At 68.0% G+C, this 18191-nt stretch carries 16 protein-coding genes and 1 tRNA gene; 16 read left to right on the forward strand and 1 reads right to left on the reverse strand.

All coding sequences use genetic code 11. The features are described from left to right. From ACFFGY_RS21960 to nusG, 4 genes are all read left to right on the forward strand, one after another. On the forward strand, positions 1–126 hold a 126-nt coding region (locus ACFFGY_RS21960), incomplete at its 5' end, for an EF-Tu C-terminal domain-related protein (RefSeq protein ID WP_456316167.1). A gap of 258 nt (positions 127–384) precedes the next feature. After that, positions 385–461 (forward strand) — tRNA-Trp (locus ACFFGY_RS21965). An 87-nt stretch (positions 462–548) separates the two neighbouring features. Next, the gene (gene secE, locus ACFFGY_RS21970; RefSeq protein WP_377046681.1) at positions 549–743 is read left to right on the forward strand and encodes a preprotein translocase subunit SecE; all 195 of its coding nucleotides are present in this window, start codon (positions 549–551) and stop codon (positions 741–743) included. Positions 744–765: 22 nt separating this feature from the next. Beyond that, positions 766–1302: a transcription termination/antitermination protein NusG gene (gene nusG / locus ACFFGY_RS21975; RefSeq protein WP_377046682.1), complete on the forward strand. Its 537-nt coding sequence runs from the start codon at positions 766–768 to the stop codon at positions 1300–1302. Between the two features lie 122 nt (positions 1303–1424). On the opposite strand, the gene ACFFGY_RS21980 is transcribed toward nusG, so the two are convergent. Beyond that, entirely contained in the window at positions 1425–2474 is a 1050-nt protein-coding gene (locus tag ACFFGY_RS21980; RefSeq protein WP_377046683.1) for a glycosyltransferase family 4 protein, read from the reverse strand. A 283-nt stretch (positions 2475–2757) separates the two neighbouring features. On the opposite strand from ACFFGY_RS21980, the gene ACFFGY_RS21985 reads away from it, so the two are divergent. The 12 genes from ACFFGY_RS21985 to ACFFGY_RS22040 all read left to right on the forward strand — a co-directional run. Then, a complete protein-coding gene (locus tag ACFFGY_RS21985) occupies positions 2758–4599 on the forward strand; it encodes an ABC transporter ATP-binding protein (RefSeq protein WP_377046684.1) in 1842 nt (613 codons plus the stop codon). 39 nt (positions 4600–4638) lie between these two features. After that, entirely contained in the window at positions 4639–5148 is a 510-nt protein-coding gene (locus ACFFGY_RS21990) for a DUF2062 domain-containing protein (RefSeq protein ID WP_377046685.1), read from the forward strand. A 25-nt stretch (positions 5149–5173) separates the two neighbouring features. Next, positions 5174–5467, forward strand: a complete 294-nt coding sequence (locus ACFFGY_RS21995; protein ID WP_377046686.1) for a Dabb family protein — start codon at positions 5174–5176, stop codon at positions 5465–5467. A 251-nt stretch (positions 5468–5718) separates the two neighbouring features. Continuing rightward, positions 5719–6153 carry a 50S ribosomal protein L11 gene (gene rplK / locus ACFFGY_RS22000; RefSeq protein WP_377046687.1) on the forward strand — a complete coding sequence of 145 codons (435 nt, stop codon included), beginning with the start codon at positions 5719–5721 and terminating at the stop codon, positions 6151–6153. A 4-nt stretch (positions 6154–6157) separates the two neighbouring features. Continuing rightward, entirely contained in the window at positions 6158–6850 is a 693-nt protein-coding gene (gene rplA, locus ACFFGY_RS22005; RefSeq protein WP_377046688.1) for a 50S ribosomal protein L1, read from the forward strand. Positions 6851–7150: 300 nt separating this feature from the next. Then, entirely contained in the window at positions 7151–7675 is a 525-nt protein-coding gene (gene rplJ / locus ACFFGY_RS22010) for a 50S ribosomal protein L10 (protein WP_377046689.1), read from the forward strand. A 76-nt stretch (positions 7676–7751) separates the two neighbouring features. Then, the gene (gene rplL / locus ACFFGY_RS22015) at positions 7752–8132 is read left to right on the forward strand and encodes a 50S ribosomal protein L7/L12 (RefSeq protein WP_019462395.1); all 381 of its coding nucleotides are present in this window, start codon (positions 7752–7754) and stop codon (positions 8130–8132) included. A gap of 238 nt (positions 8133–8370) precedes the next feature. Next, positions 8371–12564, forward strand: a complete 4194-nt coding sequence (gene rpoB, locus ACFFGY_RS22020) for a DNA-directed RNA polymerase subunit beta (protein WP_377046690.1) — start codon at positions 8371–8373, stop codon at positions 12562–12564. Between the two features lie 91 nt (positions 12565–12655). Continuing rightward, positions 12656–16870 (forward strand): DNA-directed RNA polymerase subunit beta', encoded by a 4215-nt coding sequence (gene rpoC, locus ACFFGY_RS22025; protein ID WP_377046691.1) that lies wholly within the window; start codon positions 12656–12658, stop codon positions 16868–16870. Positions 16871–17177: 307 nt separating this feature from the next. Next, positions 17178–17549, forward strand: a complete 372-nt coding sequence (gene rpsL, locus ACFFGY_RS22030; protein ID WP_019462398.1) for a 30S ribosomal protein S12 — start codon at positions 17178–17180, stop codon at positions 17547–17549. A gap of 11 nt (positions 17550–17560) precedes the next feature. Next, complete coding sequence (gene rpsG / locus ACFFGY_RS22035; RefSeq protein ID WP_377046692.1) at positions 17561–18037, forward strand: 30S ribosomal protein S7; 477 nt, start codon at positions 17561–17563, stop codon at positions 18035–18037. Positions 18038–18067: 30 nt separating this feature from the next. Further along, positions 18068–18191 (forward strand): GTP-binding protein (locus tag ACFFGY_RS22040; RefSeq protein ID WP_377045554.1); only part of this gene is annotated, 124 nt, incomplete at its 3' end.

Genomic DNA, 18191 nt, shown 5'->3' on the forward strand with positions numbered 1-18191 from the left:
GGCGACAACGTGGCGATGGACGTGGAGCTGATCGCGCCGATCGCCATGGACCAGGGCCTGCGCTTCGCCATCCGCGAGGGTGGCCGCACCGTGGGTGCGGGCGTCGTCGCCAGCATCGAGAAGTAAGCGGCGCCCCTTCGGGGCATCCGTGACGGGGCGGGGCGTCTTCGGGCGCCCCGCCTTTTTTGTGCCCGGCGGTTCCGTGCCCCTGACGCCGTGCCCCTGACGCCGTGCCCCTGACGCCTTGCCCCGTGATCCGGGCCCGGTGGCCGGGCGCCAGGCACGGATCACGGCGTCGCCTCGTTGCGGCCGCAAAACTGCGGGTCCGACCCCTCTCGACAGCGCCGGCGGCCTCGCTTATAGACCCGCCTCACACGGCCCTGCAGGGGCGTAGCTCAATTGGCTAGAGCGCCGGTCTCCAAAACCGGAGGTTGAGAGTTCGAGACCCTCCGCCCCTGCCACCGTGTTCCCTGATTGACCCGCGGGCGATGCCGGCGCCCCGGCGGGGCTTCGCCACCGCCCGCGAAGCCTTGGAGAGAGGCCGGCAAGTGGCCAGTTGGAACCCCGTCCAGTACTTCCGTGACGTCCGTCACGAGTTGGGCCGCGTGACCTGGCCATCGCGCAAGGAAACGCTGATCACCACCGGACTGGTGCTTGGTCTCTCCGCCCTCGCGGCGATCTTCTTCCTCGTGGTCGATCAGATCATCCAGCTCGGCATGAGCCAGCTGTTCGGTTTCGGCTGAGCGCAAGGCGGGAGATACGGTCATGGCCGGCAAGAAGTGGTACGTCGTTCACGTTTATTCGGGCTTCGAGAAGAAGATCGCCCAGGCGATCAAGGAGCAGTCCGTCCAGAAGGGCCTCGAGCACCTGTTCGATGAGGTCCTGGTTCCGGCCGAGGAAGTGGTCGAGGTCCGGCGCGGGCAGAAGGTCAATGCCGAGCGCAAGTTCTTCCCCGGCTACGTGCTGGTGAAGATGGAGATGACCGACGAGGCCTGGCACCTCGTGAAGGACACTCCCAAGGTCACCGGCTTCCTGGGTGCCCGCAACAAGCCCGCCTCGATCCCCGAGTCCGAGGCGCAGCGGATGCTCAAGCAGGTGCAGGAGACCGTGGACAAGCCGCGCCGTCCCTCGATCACCTACGAGGTGGGCGAGCAGATCCGCGTGGCCGACGGCCCCTTCACCAGCTTCAACGGCACGGTGGAAGAGGTCGACGAGGAGCGCGGCCGCGTGAAGGTTTCGGTCTCGATCTTCGGCCGCGCCACGCCGGTCGAACTGGAATACGGGCAGGTCGAGAAGGTCTGATCCGGCCTTTCCCGCCAGGGTCTCGCGAGCCGCCCACCGGAAACGGTTGGGCGGCTTTTTCATGTCCGGATGGCCGTTCCGCCCGGAGGCGTGTCCCGGGCCGGCGACCCGGGCGCCCCTGATCAGACGGCGCGCAGCTTCGGCCTGCGCTTCTGGATCAGCGTCTCATAGAGCGCGACGTAGTCCGAGGCCATGCGCCGGGCCGTGAAGCGTTCCTCGAAGCGCGCCCGGATGCGCGGCCGCGACAGTTCCGCCAGCCGCCCCAGGGCGGCGACGGCCTCCGCCTCGTCCTCGACGATGAAGCCGGTCAGCCCGTCCTCGATGACCTCGGGCACCGAGCCGTGGCGGTAGGCGATCACCGGCGTGCCGCAGGCCATGGCCTCGATCATCACCAGCCCGAAGGGCTCGGGCCAGTCGATCGGCACCAGCAGCGCCTTGGCGCCCGACAGGAAGTCCGGCTTCTCGCGGTCGGAAATCTCGCCCACGAACTCCACGTGCGCCTGGCTCAGCAGCGGCTCGATCTCGCGCGCGAAGTAGTCCGCGTCGGCCTTGTCCACCTTGGCCGCGATCCGCAGCGGCATCCCGGCGGCGGCGGCGATGCGGATCGCGCGGTCGGGGCGCTTTTCCGGCGAGATACGCCCCAGGAAGGCCAGGTAGCCGGGCTCCACGTCGCGGGGTGTCAGGAGATCCCGCGGCAGCCCGTGATGAACCGTTCCGGCCCAGTTGGCCTGAGGCAGCGGCAGGCGCTGGGAGTCCGAGATCGAGACCACCGGCGCCTGGGAATAGCAGTCGAATACCGGCCCCAGCTCCGGCAGGTCGAGCCGGCCGTGCAGCGTCGTCACCCAGGGCAGACCCAGACCGGTGAACAGCGGAAAGGACAGGTAGTCGAGGTGGAAATGCAGGACGTCGAACTCGTCGGCACGCCGCATCACCTCGTGCAGGGTCACGAATTGCGGAGCCAGGGCGTCGCGCACGGTGGGGTCCAGCCGGATGGCCTGTGGCCGCATGGCCGCGAGCTCCGCCTTGGTCACGGAATCCCCGCTGGCGAAGAGGGTCACCTGATGGCCCATGTCCACCAGTTCCTCCGTCAGGAAGGATACGACCCGTTCCGTGCCGCCGTAGCGCAGCGGCGGGACGGCTTCGTAGAGGGGGGCAATCTGGGCGATGCGCATGCCGGTGGCATTCCTTTCCGCTGTCAGTCGCTTGTCCTGTCCCTCGATCGGGACCCGTCTTCTGCAGCCTTGCAGGTCCTCGGCATCCCAGACCAACAACTCAACTGTGACGGCATTGGGGCAGCGTTACCAAAACTCCGCCAGAAACCGGCGCTCATCTCGGCGTTGTAGTTCCGGTCATGGTGATTGTTCCACGGAGGGCCACGCAGAAGGCCCCGGTGATGATGGCTGGGGACGCTCTGAAACGGCGGTTTTCGTGATCCGCAACGGGACGGGAGGCTGTATGGCCGATCTCCGACACGCTTTTGACCGAAGGGCCGCCCTCGAGGACAGGGAGGACCTCGCGCATACCGATGGCCTCCTGCGCTATCGCAAGCACCCCCTGGGCTTTCTGTTCCGCTACATTCGCCAGCGTGGGCTGGCCCATTCCGCCATCCTGCTGTCGGTGGTGGTGGCGGTCGGCTGCTCGGTCGGCACGCAGTACGCCATGAAGCGGCTGGTGGACGTGCTGTCCGCCGGCCCCGGCGCCATGACCGCGGTGTGGATCGCGCTGGCGGTGCTGAGCCTGGTGATCGCCGCCGACAACCTCCTTTGGCGGGTGGGCGGCTGGATTTCCACCACCACCTTCACCGGCGTGACCGGGGACCTGCGGCGCGACCTCTTCGCCCACCTGTCGGGCCACGCGCCCGACTACTTCGTGGACCAGTCGCCGGGCCTGCTCGCCAGCCGCGTCACCGCCACCGCCAACGCCGCCTGGACGGTGCTGTCCACCTTCACCTGGAACACCCTGCCGCCCACCATCGCGGTGATCTTCTCGATCGCCCTGCTGGGCAGCGTCGATCCGGTGATGGCGCTGGTGCTGGTGGCGCTCTCGGCCGCCATGGCCGGGATGCTCACCCGCATGGCCGCCAAGGGGCGGCCGCTGCACATGGACTACGCCGGCCAGGCCGCCGCGGTGGATGGGGAGCTGGTGGACGTGGTGTCCAACATCAGCCTCGTGCGCGCTTTCGGGGCCGTGCGGCGGGAGCGCCTGCGCTTCGCCGATCGCATCCAGGGCGAGGTCAACGCCCGCCGCGACAGCCTCCGCTACATCGAGAAGCTGCGCCTGCTGCACGCGGTCGCCACGGTGGCGCTGACCGTGGCGCTGCTGGGCTGGTCGCTGATGCTGTGGGAGGCCGGCCGCGCCAGCACCGGCGACGTGGTGATGATCTGTGCCCTGGGCTTCACCATCCTCCACGGCACGCGCGACCTCGCGGTGGCGCTGGTGGAGATGACCCAGCACATCGCCCGGCTGAGCGAGGCGCTGTCCACCCTGCTGGTGCCGCACGCGCTGCCGGACGTGGAGGGCGCCCAGCCCCTGACCGTGCGCGGCGGCCGCGTCAGCTTCAACGACGTGCGCTTCTCCTATCCCGGCCGCGGCCCGGTGCTGCGCGGTTTCGACCTCGACATCCGCGCGGGCGAGAAGGTCGGGCTGGTGGGCCGCTCGGGCGCCGGCAAGTCCACCGTCCTGGCGCTGCTCCAGCGCTTCTCGGTCGCCCAGACCGGCCGCATCACCATCGACGGGCAGGAGATTGCGGGCGTCACCGGCCAGAGCCTCGCGGAAGCCATCGCCGTGGTGCCGCAGGAGGTCGCCTTGTTCCAGCGCTCGGTGCTGGAGAACATCCGCTACGGCCGCCCCGATGCCACCGACGACGAGGTCATGGCCGCCGCCGAGGCTGCGAGCTGCCGCGACTTCATCGAGGCGATGCCCGACGGCTGGAACACCGAGGTCGGCCAGCGCGGCGTGCGCCTGTCGGGCGGTCAGCGCCAGCGGCTGGCCATCGCCCGCGCGCTGCTGAAGGACGCACCGATCCTGCTGCTCGACGAGGCCACCAGCGCGCTCGACAGCGAATCCGAGGTGGCGGTGCAGACGGCGCTGGAGCGCCTGATGCAGGGGCGCACCGTGATCGCCGTGGCGCACCGCCTCGCCACGCTGCAGGGCTTCGACCGCATCGTCGTGATGGACGAGGGGCAGGTGGTGGACGACGGCGCGCCGGCGATCCTGGCACACCGCCCCGGCATCTATCGGGAGCTGCTCGCGACCCAGGGCATGCTGGGCGGCAATGCCATCAGCCGCGCCGCCTGACCGTGGCCGCCGCGTCCCAGCCGGCGGGGTGCTGAGCCGGTGACCCTGCGCGGGCGCCTCGCCGCGGCCCGCAGGGCGCTGGGGGAAGGGTGGGAGCGCCTGCTCGACACGCCGGGCGGGCAGGGGCGGGTGGCCCGCGGCATCGCGGCCGGCGCCTTCGCCGCCATGATGCCGGCCTTCGGCCTTCACCTGGTTCTCGCGGCCCTGGTGGCCCTGCTGCTGCGGGGCAGCTTCACCGCCGCGGGGGCCGCCTGCCTCCTGCTGGGCAATCCCCTGACGCATGCCGTGCTGGTGCCGACGGAACTCGCGATCGGGCGGCTGTTCCTGCCGCCGCATCGCCGCTGGGTGCCGGCGCATCCGCCGGCCTGGCTGCCGCACTGGGTCCTCGAGATCCTGCCCGGGGCCGAGGATGCCCTGCTGGGCGGCCTCCTGCTCGGCGCGGTGGTCAGCACCGCCTGCTGGTTCCTGGCGCGGCGGGCGCTGGCGAGCCGGGCGCGACACCACCATCTTGTTCATCCGGTGATCCGCGGGGAGAAGGGGCCGGTCTGACCACCGCCCAACCCAACGAGGTCCCATGATCCGCCACGTCGTGTTCTTCCGCGCCGCGCGTCCCGAGGACCGGGACGAGGTCCTGGCCGGCCTGTCGCTGTTGAAGGCCAACCCTCACGCCACGCGGCTCGAGGTCGTGTTCAACGGCAAGCGCGATCAGATCGCCAACGAGGTGGACGTGGTGGTCTACGGCGAGTTTCCCGACGAGGCGGCGCTGGCCGCCTACAAGGCGCACCCGATCTACGAGGAGTCCATCCGCCGCGTCCGCCCGCTGCGCGACCTGCGCATCGCGGCCGACTTCGAACTGCCGGGCGAGTAGCGCCGGAAGGAAAGGCTGGAGGAACGGCGCCGCCGCTGGCAGCCCTACGAAGACGGGGGGCGTGACCGGCCCGGCCCGTCCGACGCGCGCGAAGGCCGCCGCCGGCCTGTTCTGCGTCCTGCGCGGGCTTTCGGTGTGGACAGCGGCAGCCCGGGGGTGTAGACGCCGCCCCTCACTCGCACCGACGGACGCGGGAGGCTCGTTTTCGCGGGCCGTCTGACCGCGCGCCCCGGTTTCTTGGGGAAAGAATCATGGCGAAGAAGATCGTCGGCTACATCAAGCTGCAGATCCCGGCCGGCAAGGCGAATCCCTCGCCGCCGGTTGGTCCCGCGCTGGGTCAGCGCGGCCTGAACATCATGCAGTTCGTGAAGGAGTTCAACGCGGCGACGCAGGGCATGGAGCCCGGCACGCCGACGCCGGTCGTCATCACGGCGTTCTCGGACCGCTCCTTTTCCTTCATCACGAAGACCCCGCCCAACACCTACTTCCTGTTGAAGGCGGCCAAGATCGACAAGGGCACGCAGACCCCGGGCAAGGGTGCCGCGGTGGGTCGCGTGACCAAGACGCAGCTGCGCGAGATCGCGGCCGTGAAGATGAAGGACATGAACTGCCAGGACGTGGAGGCCGCCGTGCGCATGCTCGCCGGGTCCGCCCGTTCCATGGGCATGACCGTGGTGGAGGGCTGATCCGATGGCCGGCAAGCGTCTGAAGAAGCTCGTTGAGGGCCTGAACCTCGAGCAGAGCTACGCGCTGGACGAGGCGATCCGCCTCGCCAAGGCGAACGCCACCGCGAAGTTCGACGAGACCGTCGAGATCTCGATGAACCTGGGCATCGACCCGCGTCACGCCGACCAGATGGTCCGCGGCGTGGTGGGCCTGCCCAACGGCACCGGCAAGACGGTGCGCGTGGGCGTCTTCGCCCGCGGGGCCAAGGCCGAGGAAGCGCAGGCTGCCGGCGCCGACGTGGTGGGCGCCGACGACCTCGCCCAGATGGTGCAGGACGGCAAGATCGAGTTCGACCGCTGCATCGCCACGCCGGACATGATGGCGCTGGTGGGCCGCCTCGGTAAGATCCTGGGCCCGCGCGGCCTGATGCCGAACCCCAAGCTCGGCACCGTGACCATGGACGTCCGTGGCGCCGTGACCGCCGCCAAGGCAGGCCAGGTGGAGTTCCGCGCCGAGAAGGCCGGCATCGTCCATGCCGGCATCGGCAAGGCCTCGTTCGGTGAGCAGCAGCTGCTCGAGAACGCGCGCGCCTTCATCGACGCCATCCAGAAGGCCCGCCCGACCGGCGCCAAGGGGACCTACGTGAAGAAGGTCGCCCTGAGCTCCTCCATGGGCCCGGGCCTGAAGGTCGACGTCGCCTCGCTGGCCTCGGCCTAAGCGAGAACCGCATACGCCCTTCCGTCGCTGGAAGGGTGGACAGGAGGGGGCCCGTGGGCCCCGTCCGAACCTGTCGGAAACCGTGGGTAGCCCGATCCGGGGCTTTGATGTGGCTGCGGCCACGCCAGCGGTAGACGGGGCGCCAGAGATGATTTGCAGCCCGGGGCTTCGGTCCCGGGGTCCTTCGGCTCTTGGCTTTCCGGCTTACTGGCAGGCGAAGGGGGTGTGGCATCCGCCGCACCCTCGCGTGAACCGCCAGGGCCCCTCCATCAGGCTCCTGGCTACCGTTTGGAGACGGAGTTGGACCGTACGGAGAAGCGCGAGTTCGTCGCGACCCTCGCCGGCGTGTTCGCCGAGACCTCCTTCGTCCTGGTCGCCCAGAACAAGGGCATGACCGTGGCCGAGGTGAGCGACCTTCGGCGTCGCATGCGTGGCGCGGGCGCGACCTACAAGGTCGCGAAGAACCGCCTCGCCAGCCTCGCCCTCGACGGCACCCGCTTCCAGGGCATCTCGCCGCTGCTGAAGGGTCCGACCGCGCTCGCGTGGTCGAAGGATCCGGTGGCCGTGGCGAAGACCGCCGTGGAGTTCGCCAAGACGAACGAGAAGTTCGTGATCCTGGGCGGTGCCCTCGGCACCCAGACCCTGGCCCTCGACGGGGTCCGGGCGCTGGCCGAGCTGCCGTCCCTGGAAACGCTGCGTGCGCAGCTCGTGGGTCTGCTTCAGACCCCGGCGACGCGTATCGCTGGCGTGCTGCAGGCTCCGGCCGGGCAGTTGGCGCGGGTGTTCGGGGCGTACGCCAAGAAGGACGAGGCGGAAGCCGCCTGACGCCTACGGCCCACCCCGGTTCCGGGTGGGCCTTGCAAAGACCAAGCCAAGCCACTAGATCGAAGGACATACGAAAATGGCTGATCTCGCCAAGCTCGTCGACGAGCTGTCGACCCTCACGGTTCTCGAAGCCGCCGAGCTCTCCAAGATGCTCGAAGAGAAGTGGGGCGTTTCCGCCGCCGCGCCGGTGGCCGTTGCCGCCGCGCCGGCCGCCGGTGGCGCCGCTGCTGCCCCCGCCGAGGAGCAGACCGAGTTCACCGTGACGCTGGCCTCGGCCGGCGACAAGAAGATCAACGTGATCAAGGAGATCCGCACGATCACCGGCCTGGGCCTGAAGGAAGCCAAGGACCTGGTCGAGGGCGCTCCGAAGGTCATCAAGGAAGCCGCTTCCAAGGACGAGGCCGAGAAGATCAAGAAGGTCCTCGAGGAGAACGGCGCCAAGGTTGAGGTCAAGTAAGACCTTACTTGGTTCTCCCATCCCGGGCCCTGCTAAGGTCCGGGGCGGGTTGAAGAGTTGAGCGGTTGGGGTGGAATTCCGAAAACAGTCGGAGTTCCGCCCCTGCCTGCGTTTTCCCGGACCAGCCTTCGGAGGCTGGTCCCGGCAAATGCGGGGCACTTGGTGTGGTGCACCCCTGGCCCCTTCCGCCGCGGCGACGCGGTGTCGGGGGCCGGAGATAGAAGGAAGCAGGGCGCGCATGAACGCTATCGCGAAGTCGTTCGGGGGCAAGGGACTTACTGGCCGGAAGCGCATCCGCAAGTCCTTCGGGCGTCTGCCCGAAGTGGCGCCGATGCCGAATCTGATCGACGTGCAGCGGGCCTCCTACGAGGGGTTCCTGCAGATGGGCGTGGACCCGGATGTGCGGGCCCAGGCCGGCCTGCAGGAAGTGTTCAAGTCCGTTTTCCCGATCGATGATTTCGCCGGTCGCGGTCGCCTGGAGTTCGTGCAGTACGAGCTCGAGGAGCCGAAGTACGACACTGACGAGTGCATGCAGCGCGGCCTGACCTATGCCGCGCCGCTGAAGGTGCGCCTGCGCCTGATCGTCTGGGACATCGACGAGGACACCGGCTCCCGCTCGGTCCGCGACATCAAGGAGCAGGACGTCTACATGGGCGACATGCCCCTGATGACGGACAACGGCACCTTCATCATCAACGGCACCGAGCGCGTGATCGTGTCGCAGATGCACCGCTCGCCCGGTGTGTTCTTTGACCACGACAAGGGCAAGACGCACTCCAGCGGCAAGTACCTGTTCGCCGCGCGCGTGATCCCCTATCGCGGCTCCTGGCTCGACTTCGAGTTCGACGCCAAGGACATCTGCTACGTCCGCATCGACCGCAAGCGCAAGCTGCCGGCGACCACGCTGCTCTACGCCCTCGACAGCGAGGCGACGGAAACGCTGCGTGCCGAGCGCGGCGCCCCGCTGGAGCCCTCCGAGGTCCGCGGCATGGATGCCGAGGAGATCCTGAGCACCTTCTACGGCAAGGTCGTGTTCACGCGAGGGCCCAAGGGCTGGTCGCGTCCCTTCGTGACCGAGGGCTTCCGCGGCGTGAAGCTGCTGGAAGACCTGGTGGATGCCGAGACCGGCAAGGTCGTGGCCGCCAAGGACACCAAGATGACGCCGCGCGCGGCGCGCAAGATCGCGGAGGAGGGCACCAAGGAGGTGCTCGTGTCCCGCGCCGAGCTCCTGGGCCGCTTCATGGCCGAGGACGTCGTCGACATGAACACCGGCGAGATCCACGCGGAAGCCGGCGACGAGATCACCGAGCCCCGCCTCGCCGCGATGGAGGAGGCCGGCTACGACAAGCTGCCGACGCTCGCCATCGACCAGCAGGTCGGCCCCTGGATGCGCAACACGCTGTCGGTGGACAAGGCCACCAACCGCGACGAAGCGCTGATGGACATCTACCGCGTCATGCGCCCGGGTGAGCCGCCGACGCCGGAAACGGCCGAGGCGCTGTTCCGCGGGTTGTTCTTCGATGCGGAGCGCTACGACCTGTCGGCCGTGGGCCGCGTGAAGATGAACATGCGCCTGGGCTTCTCCTTCGATGAGGCCCCGGACACGCTGCGGACCCTGCGCAAGCAGGACATCCTGGCGACCGTGAAGACCCTGCTCGAGCTCAAGGACGGCAAGGGCCAGATCGACGACATCGACAACCTCGGCAACCGCCGGGTGCGTTCGGTCGGCGAGCTGATGGAGAACCAGTACCGCGTCGGCCTGCTGCGCATGGAGCGCGCGATCAAGGAGCGCATGGGGTCGGTCGATATCGACACCGTCATGCCGCACGACCTGATCAACGCGAAGCCGGCCGCCGCCGCGGTGCGCGAGTTCTTCGGCTCCTCGCAGCTGTCGCAGTTCATGGACCAGACCAACCCGCTGTCGGAAGTGACGCACAAGCGTCGCCTTTCGGCGCTTGGCCCGGGCGGTCTGACGCGTGAGCGCGCCGGCTTCGAGGTGCGCGACGTCCACCCGACGCACTACGGCCGCATCTGCCCGATCGAGACGCCGGAAGGCCCGAACATCGGCCTGATCAACTCGCTGGCCACCTTCGCCAAGGTCAACAAGTACGGCTTCATCGAGACGCCGTACCAGATGGTGCAGGACGGCAAGATCGTGGGTGAGCCGCGCTACCTCTCCGCCATGGAAGAGGAAAAGCTCGTGGTCGCCCAGGCGGATGCCGAGGTGGACCGCGAGAGCGGCGAGTTCCGTTCCGAGCTGGTGAGCGTCCGTCAGTCGGGCGACTTCCGCCTGGTGAAGCCGGAAGAGGTGACGGCGATCGACGTGTCGCCGAAGCAGCTGGTCTCGGTCGCCGCGGCGCTGATCCCGTTCCTGGAGAACGACGACGCCAACCGCGCGCTGATGGGCTCCAACATGATGCGGCAGGCCGTGCCGCTGGTGAAGTCCGACGCGCCGCTGGTGGGCACGGGCATGGAGGCCGCCGTTGCGCGGGACTCCGGCGCGACCATCGTGGCCCGCCGCGACGGCGTGATCGACAGCATCGACGGCTCGCGCATCGTGGTGCGCGCTTCCGCCGAGGACGGCACGACCAAGGGCGTGGACATCTACCGCCTGCGGAAGTTCCAGCGCTCCAACCAGAGCACCTGCATCAACCAGCGCCCGCTGGTGAAGGTGGGTGACCGCGTGGTGAGCGGCGACATCATCGCCGACGGCCCGTCCACCGAGCTGGGCGAGCTGGCGCTGGGCCGCAACGTCATGTGCGCCTTCATGCCCTGGAACGGCTACAACTTTGAGGACTCGATCCTCATCTCCGAGCGCATCGCGCGGGACGACGTGTTCACGTCGATCCATATCGATGAGTTCGAGGTGATGGCCCGTGACACGAAGCTCGGCCAGGAAGAGATCACCCGCGACATCCCCAACGTCGGCGAGGAGGCCCTGCGCAACCTCGACGAGGCCGGCATCGTCTATATCGGTGCCGAGGTGAACCCGGGCGACATCCTGGTCGGCAAGGTGACGCCGAAGGGCGAAAGCCCGATGACGCCGGAAGAGAAGCTGCTTCGCGCCATCTTCGGCGAGAAGGCGTCCGACGTTCGCGACACCTCTCTGCGCCTGCCGCCCGGCGTGTCCGGCACGATCGTGGACGTGCGCGTCTTTTCTCGCCGCGGCGTGGACAAGGACGAGCGCGCCATGGCGATCGAGCGCGCCGAGATCGAGCGCCTGGCCAAGGACCGCGACGACGAGCGCGCCATCCAGGAGCGTTCGTTCCACTCGCGCCTGCGCGAGCGCCTGCTGAACCGCAAGGCGTCGGGCGGCTTCAAGGCCATCAAGTCGGGCACGGTCATCACCGATGAGGTGTTGAACGAGTTCAACAAGGCCACCTGGCGCCAGATCGGCGTGGCCGACGACGCGGCGATGGCCGAGATCGAGGCGCTGAAGCGCGAGTTCGACGGTGCCGTCGACCGGCTGCAGAAGCGCTTCGAGTCGAAGGTCGAGAAGCTGCAGCGTGGCGACGAGCTGCCGCCGGGCGTGATGAAGATGGTCAAGGTCTTCGTGGCGGTGAAGCGCAAGCTGCAGCCGGGCGACAAGATGGCCGGCCGTCACGGCAACAAGGGCGTGGTCTCCCGCGTTGTCCCGATCGAGGACATGCCGTTCCTCGAGGACGGCCGCGCGGTGGACCTGGTTCTGAACCCGCTGGGCGTGCCCTCGCGCATGAACATCGGTCAGATCCTGGAAACGCACCTGGGCTGGGCCTGCGCCAACCTCGGCCGTCAGGTCGGCGAACTCGTCGAGGACTACCGCCGCGCCGGTGCCGCCCGCGACGCGCTGGTGGACAAGCTGCGCGAGGTCTACGGCGACGAGATCGTGGATGAGCAGGTCGTCGACATGAGCGAGGATCAGTTGATCGAGCTCGGCGACAACCTGTCGAAGGGCATCCCGATCGCGACGCCGGTGTTCGACGGCGCCCGCATCTCCGACATCGAGGCGATGCTGGGCAAGGCGGGGCTGGAGAGCTCGGGCCAGATGCAGCTGATCGACGGTCGCTCGGGCGAGCCGTTCGAGCGCAAGACCACGGTCGGCTACATCTACATGCTGAAGCTGCACCACCTGGTGGACGACAAGATCCACGCCCGCTCGATCGGCCCCTACTCGCTCGTTACCCAGCAGCCGCTGGGCGGCAAGGCGCAGTTCGGTGGCCAGCGCTTCGGCGAGATGGAGGTCTGGGCGCTGGAAGCCTACGGCGCCGCCTACACGCTGCAGGAGATGCTGACGGTGAAGTCGGACGACGTGTCCGGCCGCACCAAGGTTTACGAGGCGATCGTCCGCGACCAGGACAGCTTCGAGGCCGGCATCCCCGAGAGCTTCAACGTTCTGACCAAGGAGCTGAAGAGCCTCGGCCTGAACGTGGACCTCGAGAACCGCGGCAACTGATTTCATTCTTTCGCGCCGGCCCCCACCAGCGGGGCCGGCCGCTGATTTCGTGGCGCGCCACTTTGCGCCGGCTGGACGAGAAGGAAGGCCCATGAACGAACTGATGAAGATCCTTGGCCAGACGGGCCAAGCCGTGAGCTTCGACCAGATCAAGATCACGATCGCCTCGCCGGAGCAGATCCGCTCCTGGTCCTATGGCGAGATCAAGAAGCCCGAGACGATCAACTACCGTACCTTCAAGCCGGAGCGGGACGGGCTGTTCTGCGCCCGCATCTTCGGACCGATCAAGGACTACGAGTGCCTGTGCGGCAAGTACAAGCGCATGAAGTTCCGCGGCATCATCTGCGAGAAGTGCGGCGTCGAGGTGACGCTGGCCAAGGTGCGCCGCGAGCGTATGGGCCATATCGAGCTGGCCTCGCCGGTCGCGCATATCTGGTTCATGAAGTCGCTGCCCTCGCGCGTCGGCCTGATGGTCGACATGTCGCTGAAGGAGCTGGAGAAGGTCCTGTACTTCGAGAGCTACGTGGTTCTCGAGCCCGGCCTGACTGACCTCAAGCTGCACCAGCTGCTGACCGAGGACCAGTTCCAGGCCAAGCAGGACGAGTTCGGCGAGGACGCCTTCTCGGTCGGCATCGGCGCCGAGGCGGTCAAGCAGATGCTGACCGGCATCGACCTCGACAAGGAGAGCACGACCCTTCGCGCCGAGCTGAAGGAGACCTCCTCCGAGGCCAAGCGCAAGAAGTACGTCAAGCGGCTGAAGCTGATCGAGGCTTTCGCCGAGGGCGGCGCGCGTCCGGAGTGGATGATCCTGGACGTGGTGCCGGTGATCCCGCCCGAGCTGCGCCCGCTGGTGCCGCTGGACGGCGGCCGCTTCGCGACCTCTGACCTGAACGACCTTTACCGCCGCGTCATCAACCGCAACAACCGGTTGAAGCGCCTGATCGAGCTGCGCGCGCCCGACATCATCGTGCGCAACGAGAAGCGCATGCTGCAGGAGGCCGTGGACGCGCTGTTCGACAACGGCCGTCGCGGCCGCGCCATCACGGGTGCCAACAAGCGCCCGCTGAAGTCGCTGTCCGACATGCTGAAGGGCAAGCAGGGCCGCTTCCGGCAGAACCTGCTCGGCAAGCGCGTGGACTATTCCGGCCGTTCGGTGATCGTCGTCGGGCCTGAGCTGAAGCTGCACCAGTGCGGCCTGCCGAAGAAGATGGCGCTGGAGCTGTTCAAGCCCTTCATCTACTCGAAGCTCGAGAAGTACGGCCACGCCACCACCATTAAGGCCGCCAAGCGGATGGTGGAGAAGGAGCGTCCCGAGGTCTGGGACATCCTCGAGGAGGTGATCCGCGAGCACCCGGTGATGCTGAACCGGGCGCCGACGCTGCACCGCCTGGGCATCCAGGCCTTCGAGCCGACGCTGGTCGAGGGCAAGGCCATCCAGCTGCACCCGCTGGTCTGCACCGCCTTCAACGCGGACTTCGACGGTGACCAGATGGCCGTGCACGTCCCGCTGAGCCTCGAGGCCCAGCTGGAAGCGCGCGTGCTGATGATGTCCACCAACAACATCCTCAGCCCCGCGAACGGCAAGCCGATCATCGTGCCGTCGCAGGACATCGTGCTCGGCATCTACTACCTGAGCCTGGAGACGCCGGAATACCGCGCGGCGCCGGACAAGGCCGAGTACGACGCCCAGGGTCAGCTGGTGAAGGCCGGCCCATCCGTCTTCGCCGAGATGGGTGAGCTGGAGCAGGCGCTGGCCGCCAAGAGCATCACCCTGCACACCAAGATCCTGGCGCGCCGTCAGACCATGGACGCCGAGGGCAAGGTGCGCAACGAGCGCGTGGTCACCACGCCGGGCCGGATGATGATCGGCGCGCTGATGCCGCTGCATCCGAACCTGCCCTACTCGCTGGTGAACCGGCAGCTGACCAAGAAGAACGTCTCCGACGTGATCGACGCGGTGTACCGTCACTGCGGTCAGAAGGAGAGCGTGATCTTCGCCGACCGGCTGATGGGTCTTGGCTTCCGCAACGCGGCCAAGGCGGGCATCTCGTTCGGCAAGGACGACATGATGATCCCCGACACCAAGGGGGAGATGATCGACCGCACCAAGAACGAGGTGAAGGAGTTCGAGCAGCAGTACCTCGACGGCCTGATCACCGCGGGCGAGCGCTACAACAAGGTGGTCGACGCCTGGTCGCGCGCCACCGAGGAAGTGGCGGGCGCGATGATGAAGGAGATCTCCCGCCAGGAGGTTGGCAAGGTCACCAACTCCGTCTGGATGATGTCCCACTCCGGTGCGCGTGGGTCGCCGGCGCAGATGCGCCAGCTGGCCGGCATGCGCGGCCTGATGGCCAAGCCCTCGGGCGAGATCATCGAGCAGCCGATCATCGCGAACTTCAAGGAAGGCCTGTCGGTGCTGGAGTACTTCAACTCCACGCACGGTGCCCGTAAGGGCCTGGCCGACACCGCCCTGAAGACCGCGAACTCGGGCTACCTGACGCGTCGTCTCGTGGACGTGGCGCAGGACTGCATCATCCTGGTCAACGACTGCGGTTCCGAGCGCGGCATCACCGTTCGCGCGGTGATGGACGGCGGTGAGGTCGTGTCCTCGCTGAGCGAGCGTATCCTGGGCCGCACCATCCAGCGCGACGTGGCCGACCCCGAGACGGGCGAGATCCTGGCCACCCGCAACACGCTGGTGGAGGAGGCCCTGGCCGATCGCATCGAGCAGGCGGGCGTCGAGGAGGTCTATATCCGCTCGGTGCTGACCTGCGACGCGGGTTCGGGCGTGTGCGGCCACTGCTACGGCCGTGACCTCGCGCGCGGTACGCCGGTCAACGTCGGTGAGGCCGTGGGCGTGATCGCCGCGCAGTCCATCGGTGAGCCGGGCACGCAGCTGACCATGCGCACCTTCCACATCGGCGGCGCCGCCCAGCGCGGGGCGGAGCAGTCGGCGGTGGAGGCCACGACCGAGGGTACGGTTCGCATCGAGAACCTGTCCGTCGTCGAGAACAGCCAGGGCGCCCCGATCGTCATGAGCCGTAACTGCGAGATCGTCCTGTCGGACGCGCAGGGGCGGGAGCGTGCCCGCTTCCGCGTGCCCTACGGCTCGCGGATGCTGGTGTCCGAGGGTGCCGCGGTGCAGCGCGCCCAGAAGCTGGCGGAGTGGGACCCCTTCACCCTGCCGATCATCACGGAGCGCGCGGGTTCGGTGGAATACGCCGACCTGATCGAGGGCATCACCCTGGTGGAGCGCCAGGATGAGGTCACCGGCCTCTCGTCCAAGGTGGTGGTGGACTACAAGGCGGCCTCCAAGGCCGACCTGCGTCCGCGCCTGCTGCTGAAGGACGAGAAGGGCAACGTGGTGAAGCTGCCGAACGGCGCCGAGGCCCGGTACTTCCTGAGCCCCGACACCATCCTTTCGGTGGACAACGGCGCCACGGTGCACGCTGGCGACGTGATCGCCCGCCTGCCGCGTGAGTCTTCGAAGACCCGCGACATCACGGGCGGTCTGCCGCGCGTGGCGGAGCTGTTCGAGGCGCGCCGGCCCAAGGATGCCGCCATCATCAGCGACATCGACGGGCGGGTGGAGTTCGGCAAGGACTACAAGGCCAAGCGTCGGATCATCGTGAAGATGGACGTGCCGGAGGGCGAGGCGCCGATCGAGCGCGAGTACCTCGTGCCGAAGGGCAAGCACGTCTCGGTGCAGGAGGGCGACTACGTCAAGGCCGGCGATCCGCTGGTGGACGGCCCCCGCGTGCCGCACGACATCCTGCGCGTGCTGGGTGTGGAGGCGCTGGCGAACTATCTCGTCAACGAGATCCAGGACGTCTACCGACTGCAGGGCGTGAAGATCAACGACAAGCACATCGAGGTGATCGTTCGCCAGATGCTGCAGAAGATCGAGATCCTCGAGCCCGGCGACACCACCTACCTGGTGGGTGAGCAGGTGGACCGGCTGGAGTTCGCTGACGAGAACGAGCGTCGGCTGCAGGCCAAGGAGCGTCCGGCGCGCGGCGAGCCCGTGCTGCAGGGCATCACCAAGGCCAGCCTGCAGACCACCTCCTTCATCTCGGCCGCCTCCTTCCAGGAGACGACCCGGGTGCTGACGGAGGCCGCGGTCGCCGGCAAGATCGACAGCCTGGCCGGCCTGAAGGAGAACGTGATCGTGGGTCGCCTGATCCCCGCGGGCACGGGTTCCGTCATGAACCGCCTGCGCGCGCTCGCCGCGCAGCGCGACAAGGGGCGCATCCCGCAGCCGACTCCGGCCCTCCCGCCGGCAGCCGGGCAGGAGGCCGCCGAGTAAGCTCGGCAACCTCGCAGAACGCATGGCAGGGCCGGAACCTTCGGGTTCCGGCCCTGCTGCTTTTCGGGGGTTATTGCTTGACTCGAGGGGGGCAGGGGGGTACCTGTCCGCCCCTCAACGGAGCCCCTTAGGGGCTTCGAAGGTTGTTCTTGGACGACAGCTCTGCGCCGCCGAGGCTGCCCCTGTGCTGGGGGGCGAAGTTCGGGGGTGAGGTGGTGGCCCGAGGGGTGCGCGGAAGCGTGCTCTGTCGGGCCCGCTCGCATGGCGAGGGCTGGCGGCCGCTGGGACGGGTTCACGAAGGGGCGTCATGCCGACGATCAACCAGCTCATCGCCCAGGGGCGCGAGCCGAAGCCGAGCCGCAACAAGGTTCCTGCGCTGCAGGGCTGCCCGCAGAAGCGTGGCGTTTGCACTCGCGTCTACACCACCACGCCGAAGAAGCCGAACTCCGCGCTCCGTAAGGTCGCGAAGGTTCGTCTGACCAATGGCTACGAGGTGGTCAGCTACATCCCCGGTGAGGGGCATAACCTTCAGGAGCACTCCGTGGTCCTGATCCGTGGTGGCCGCGTGAAGGATCTTCCGGGCGTGCGCTACCACATCCTCCGCGGCGTGCTGGATACGCAGGGCATTGCCAAGCGTCGCCAGCGCCGTTCGCTCTACGGCGCGAAGCGTCCGAAGTAAGGGTCTGACAGATGTCTCGCCGTCATAGCGCCGAGAAGCGCGAAGTTCTGCCCGATCCGAAGTTCGGTGACGTCGTCCTCAGCCGTTTCATGAACGTGCTGATGTACGACGGCAAGAAGAGCACTGCCGAGGGCATCGTCTACGCCGCGATGGACACCGTGAAGCGCCGCGTCGGCAACAATGCCGAGCCGCTCGCCGTGTTCCACGAGGCCATGGAGAACGTGAAGCCGGCCGTCGAGGTGCGTTCGCGCCGCGTCGGCGGTGCCACCTACCAGGTGCCCGTCGAGGTTCGCGCCGAGCGTCGCCAGGCCCTGGCGATCCGCTGGCTGATCGAGTCCGCGCGCAAGCGCGGCGAGAGCACCATGGAAGAGCGCCTTTCGGGCGAGCTGCTGGACGCGGCGAACAACCGCGGCGCGGCCGTCAAGAAGCGCGAAGACACGCACCGGATGGCCGAAGCCAACAAGGCTTTCAGCCACTACCGCTGGTAACAGAACCCGATCTTTTAGAGAGATACGAACATGGCGAAGGCGAAGTTCGAGCGGACGAAGCCGCACTGCAACATCGGCACGATCGGGCACGTGGATCACGGCAAGACGTCGCTGACGGCAGCGATCACGAAGGTGCTGGCGAAGTCGGGTGGCG

This window comes from Roseomonas elaeocarpi (assembly GCF_042433915.1).
GTDB lineage: Bacteria > Pseudomonadota > Alphaproteobacteria > Acetobacterales > Acetobacteraceae > Roseomonas > Roseomonas elaeocarpi.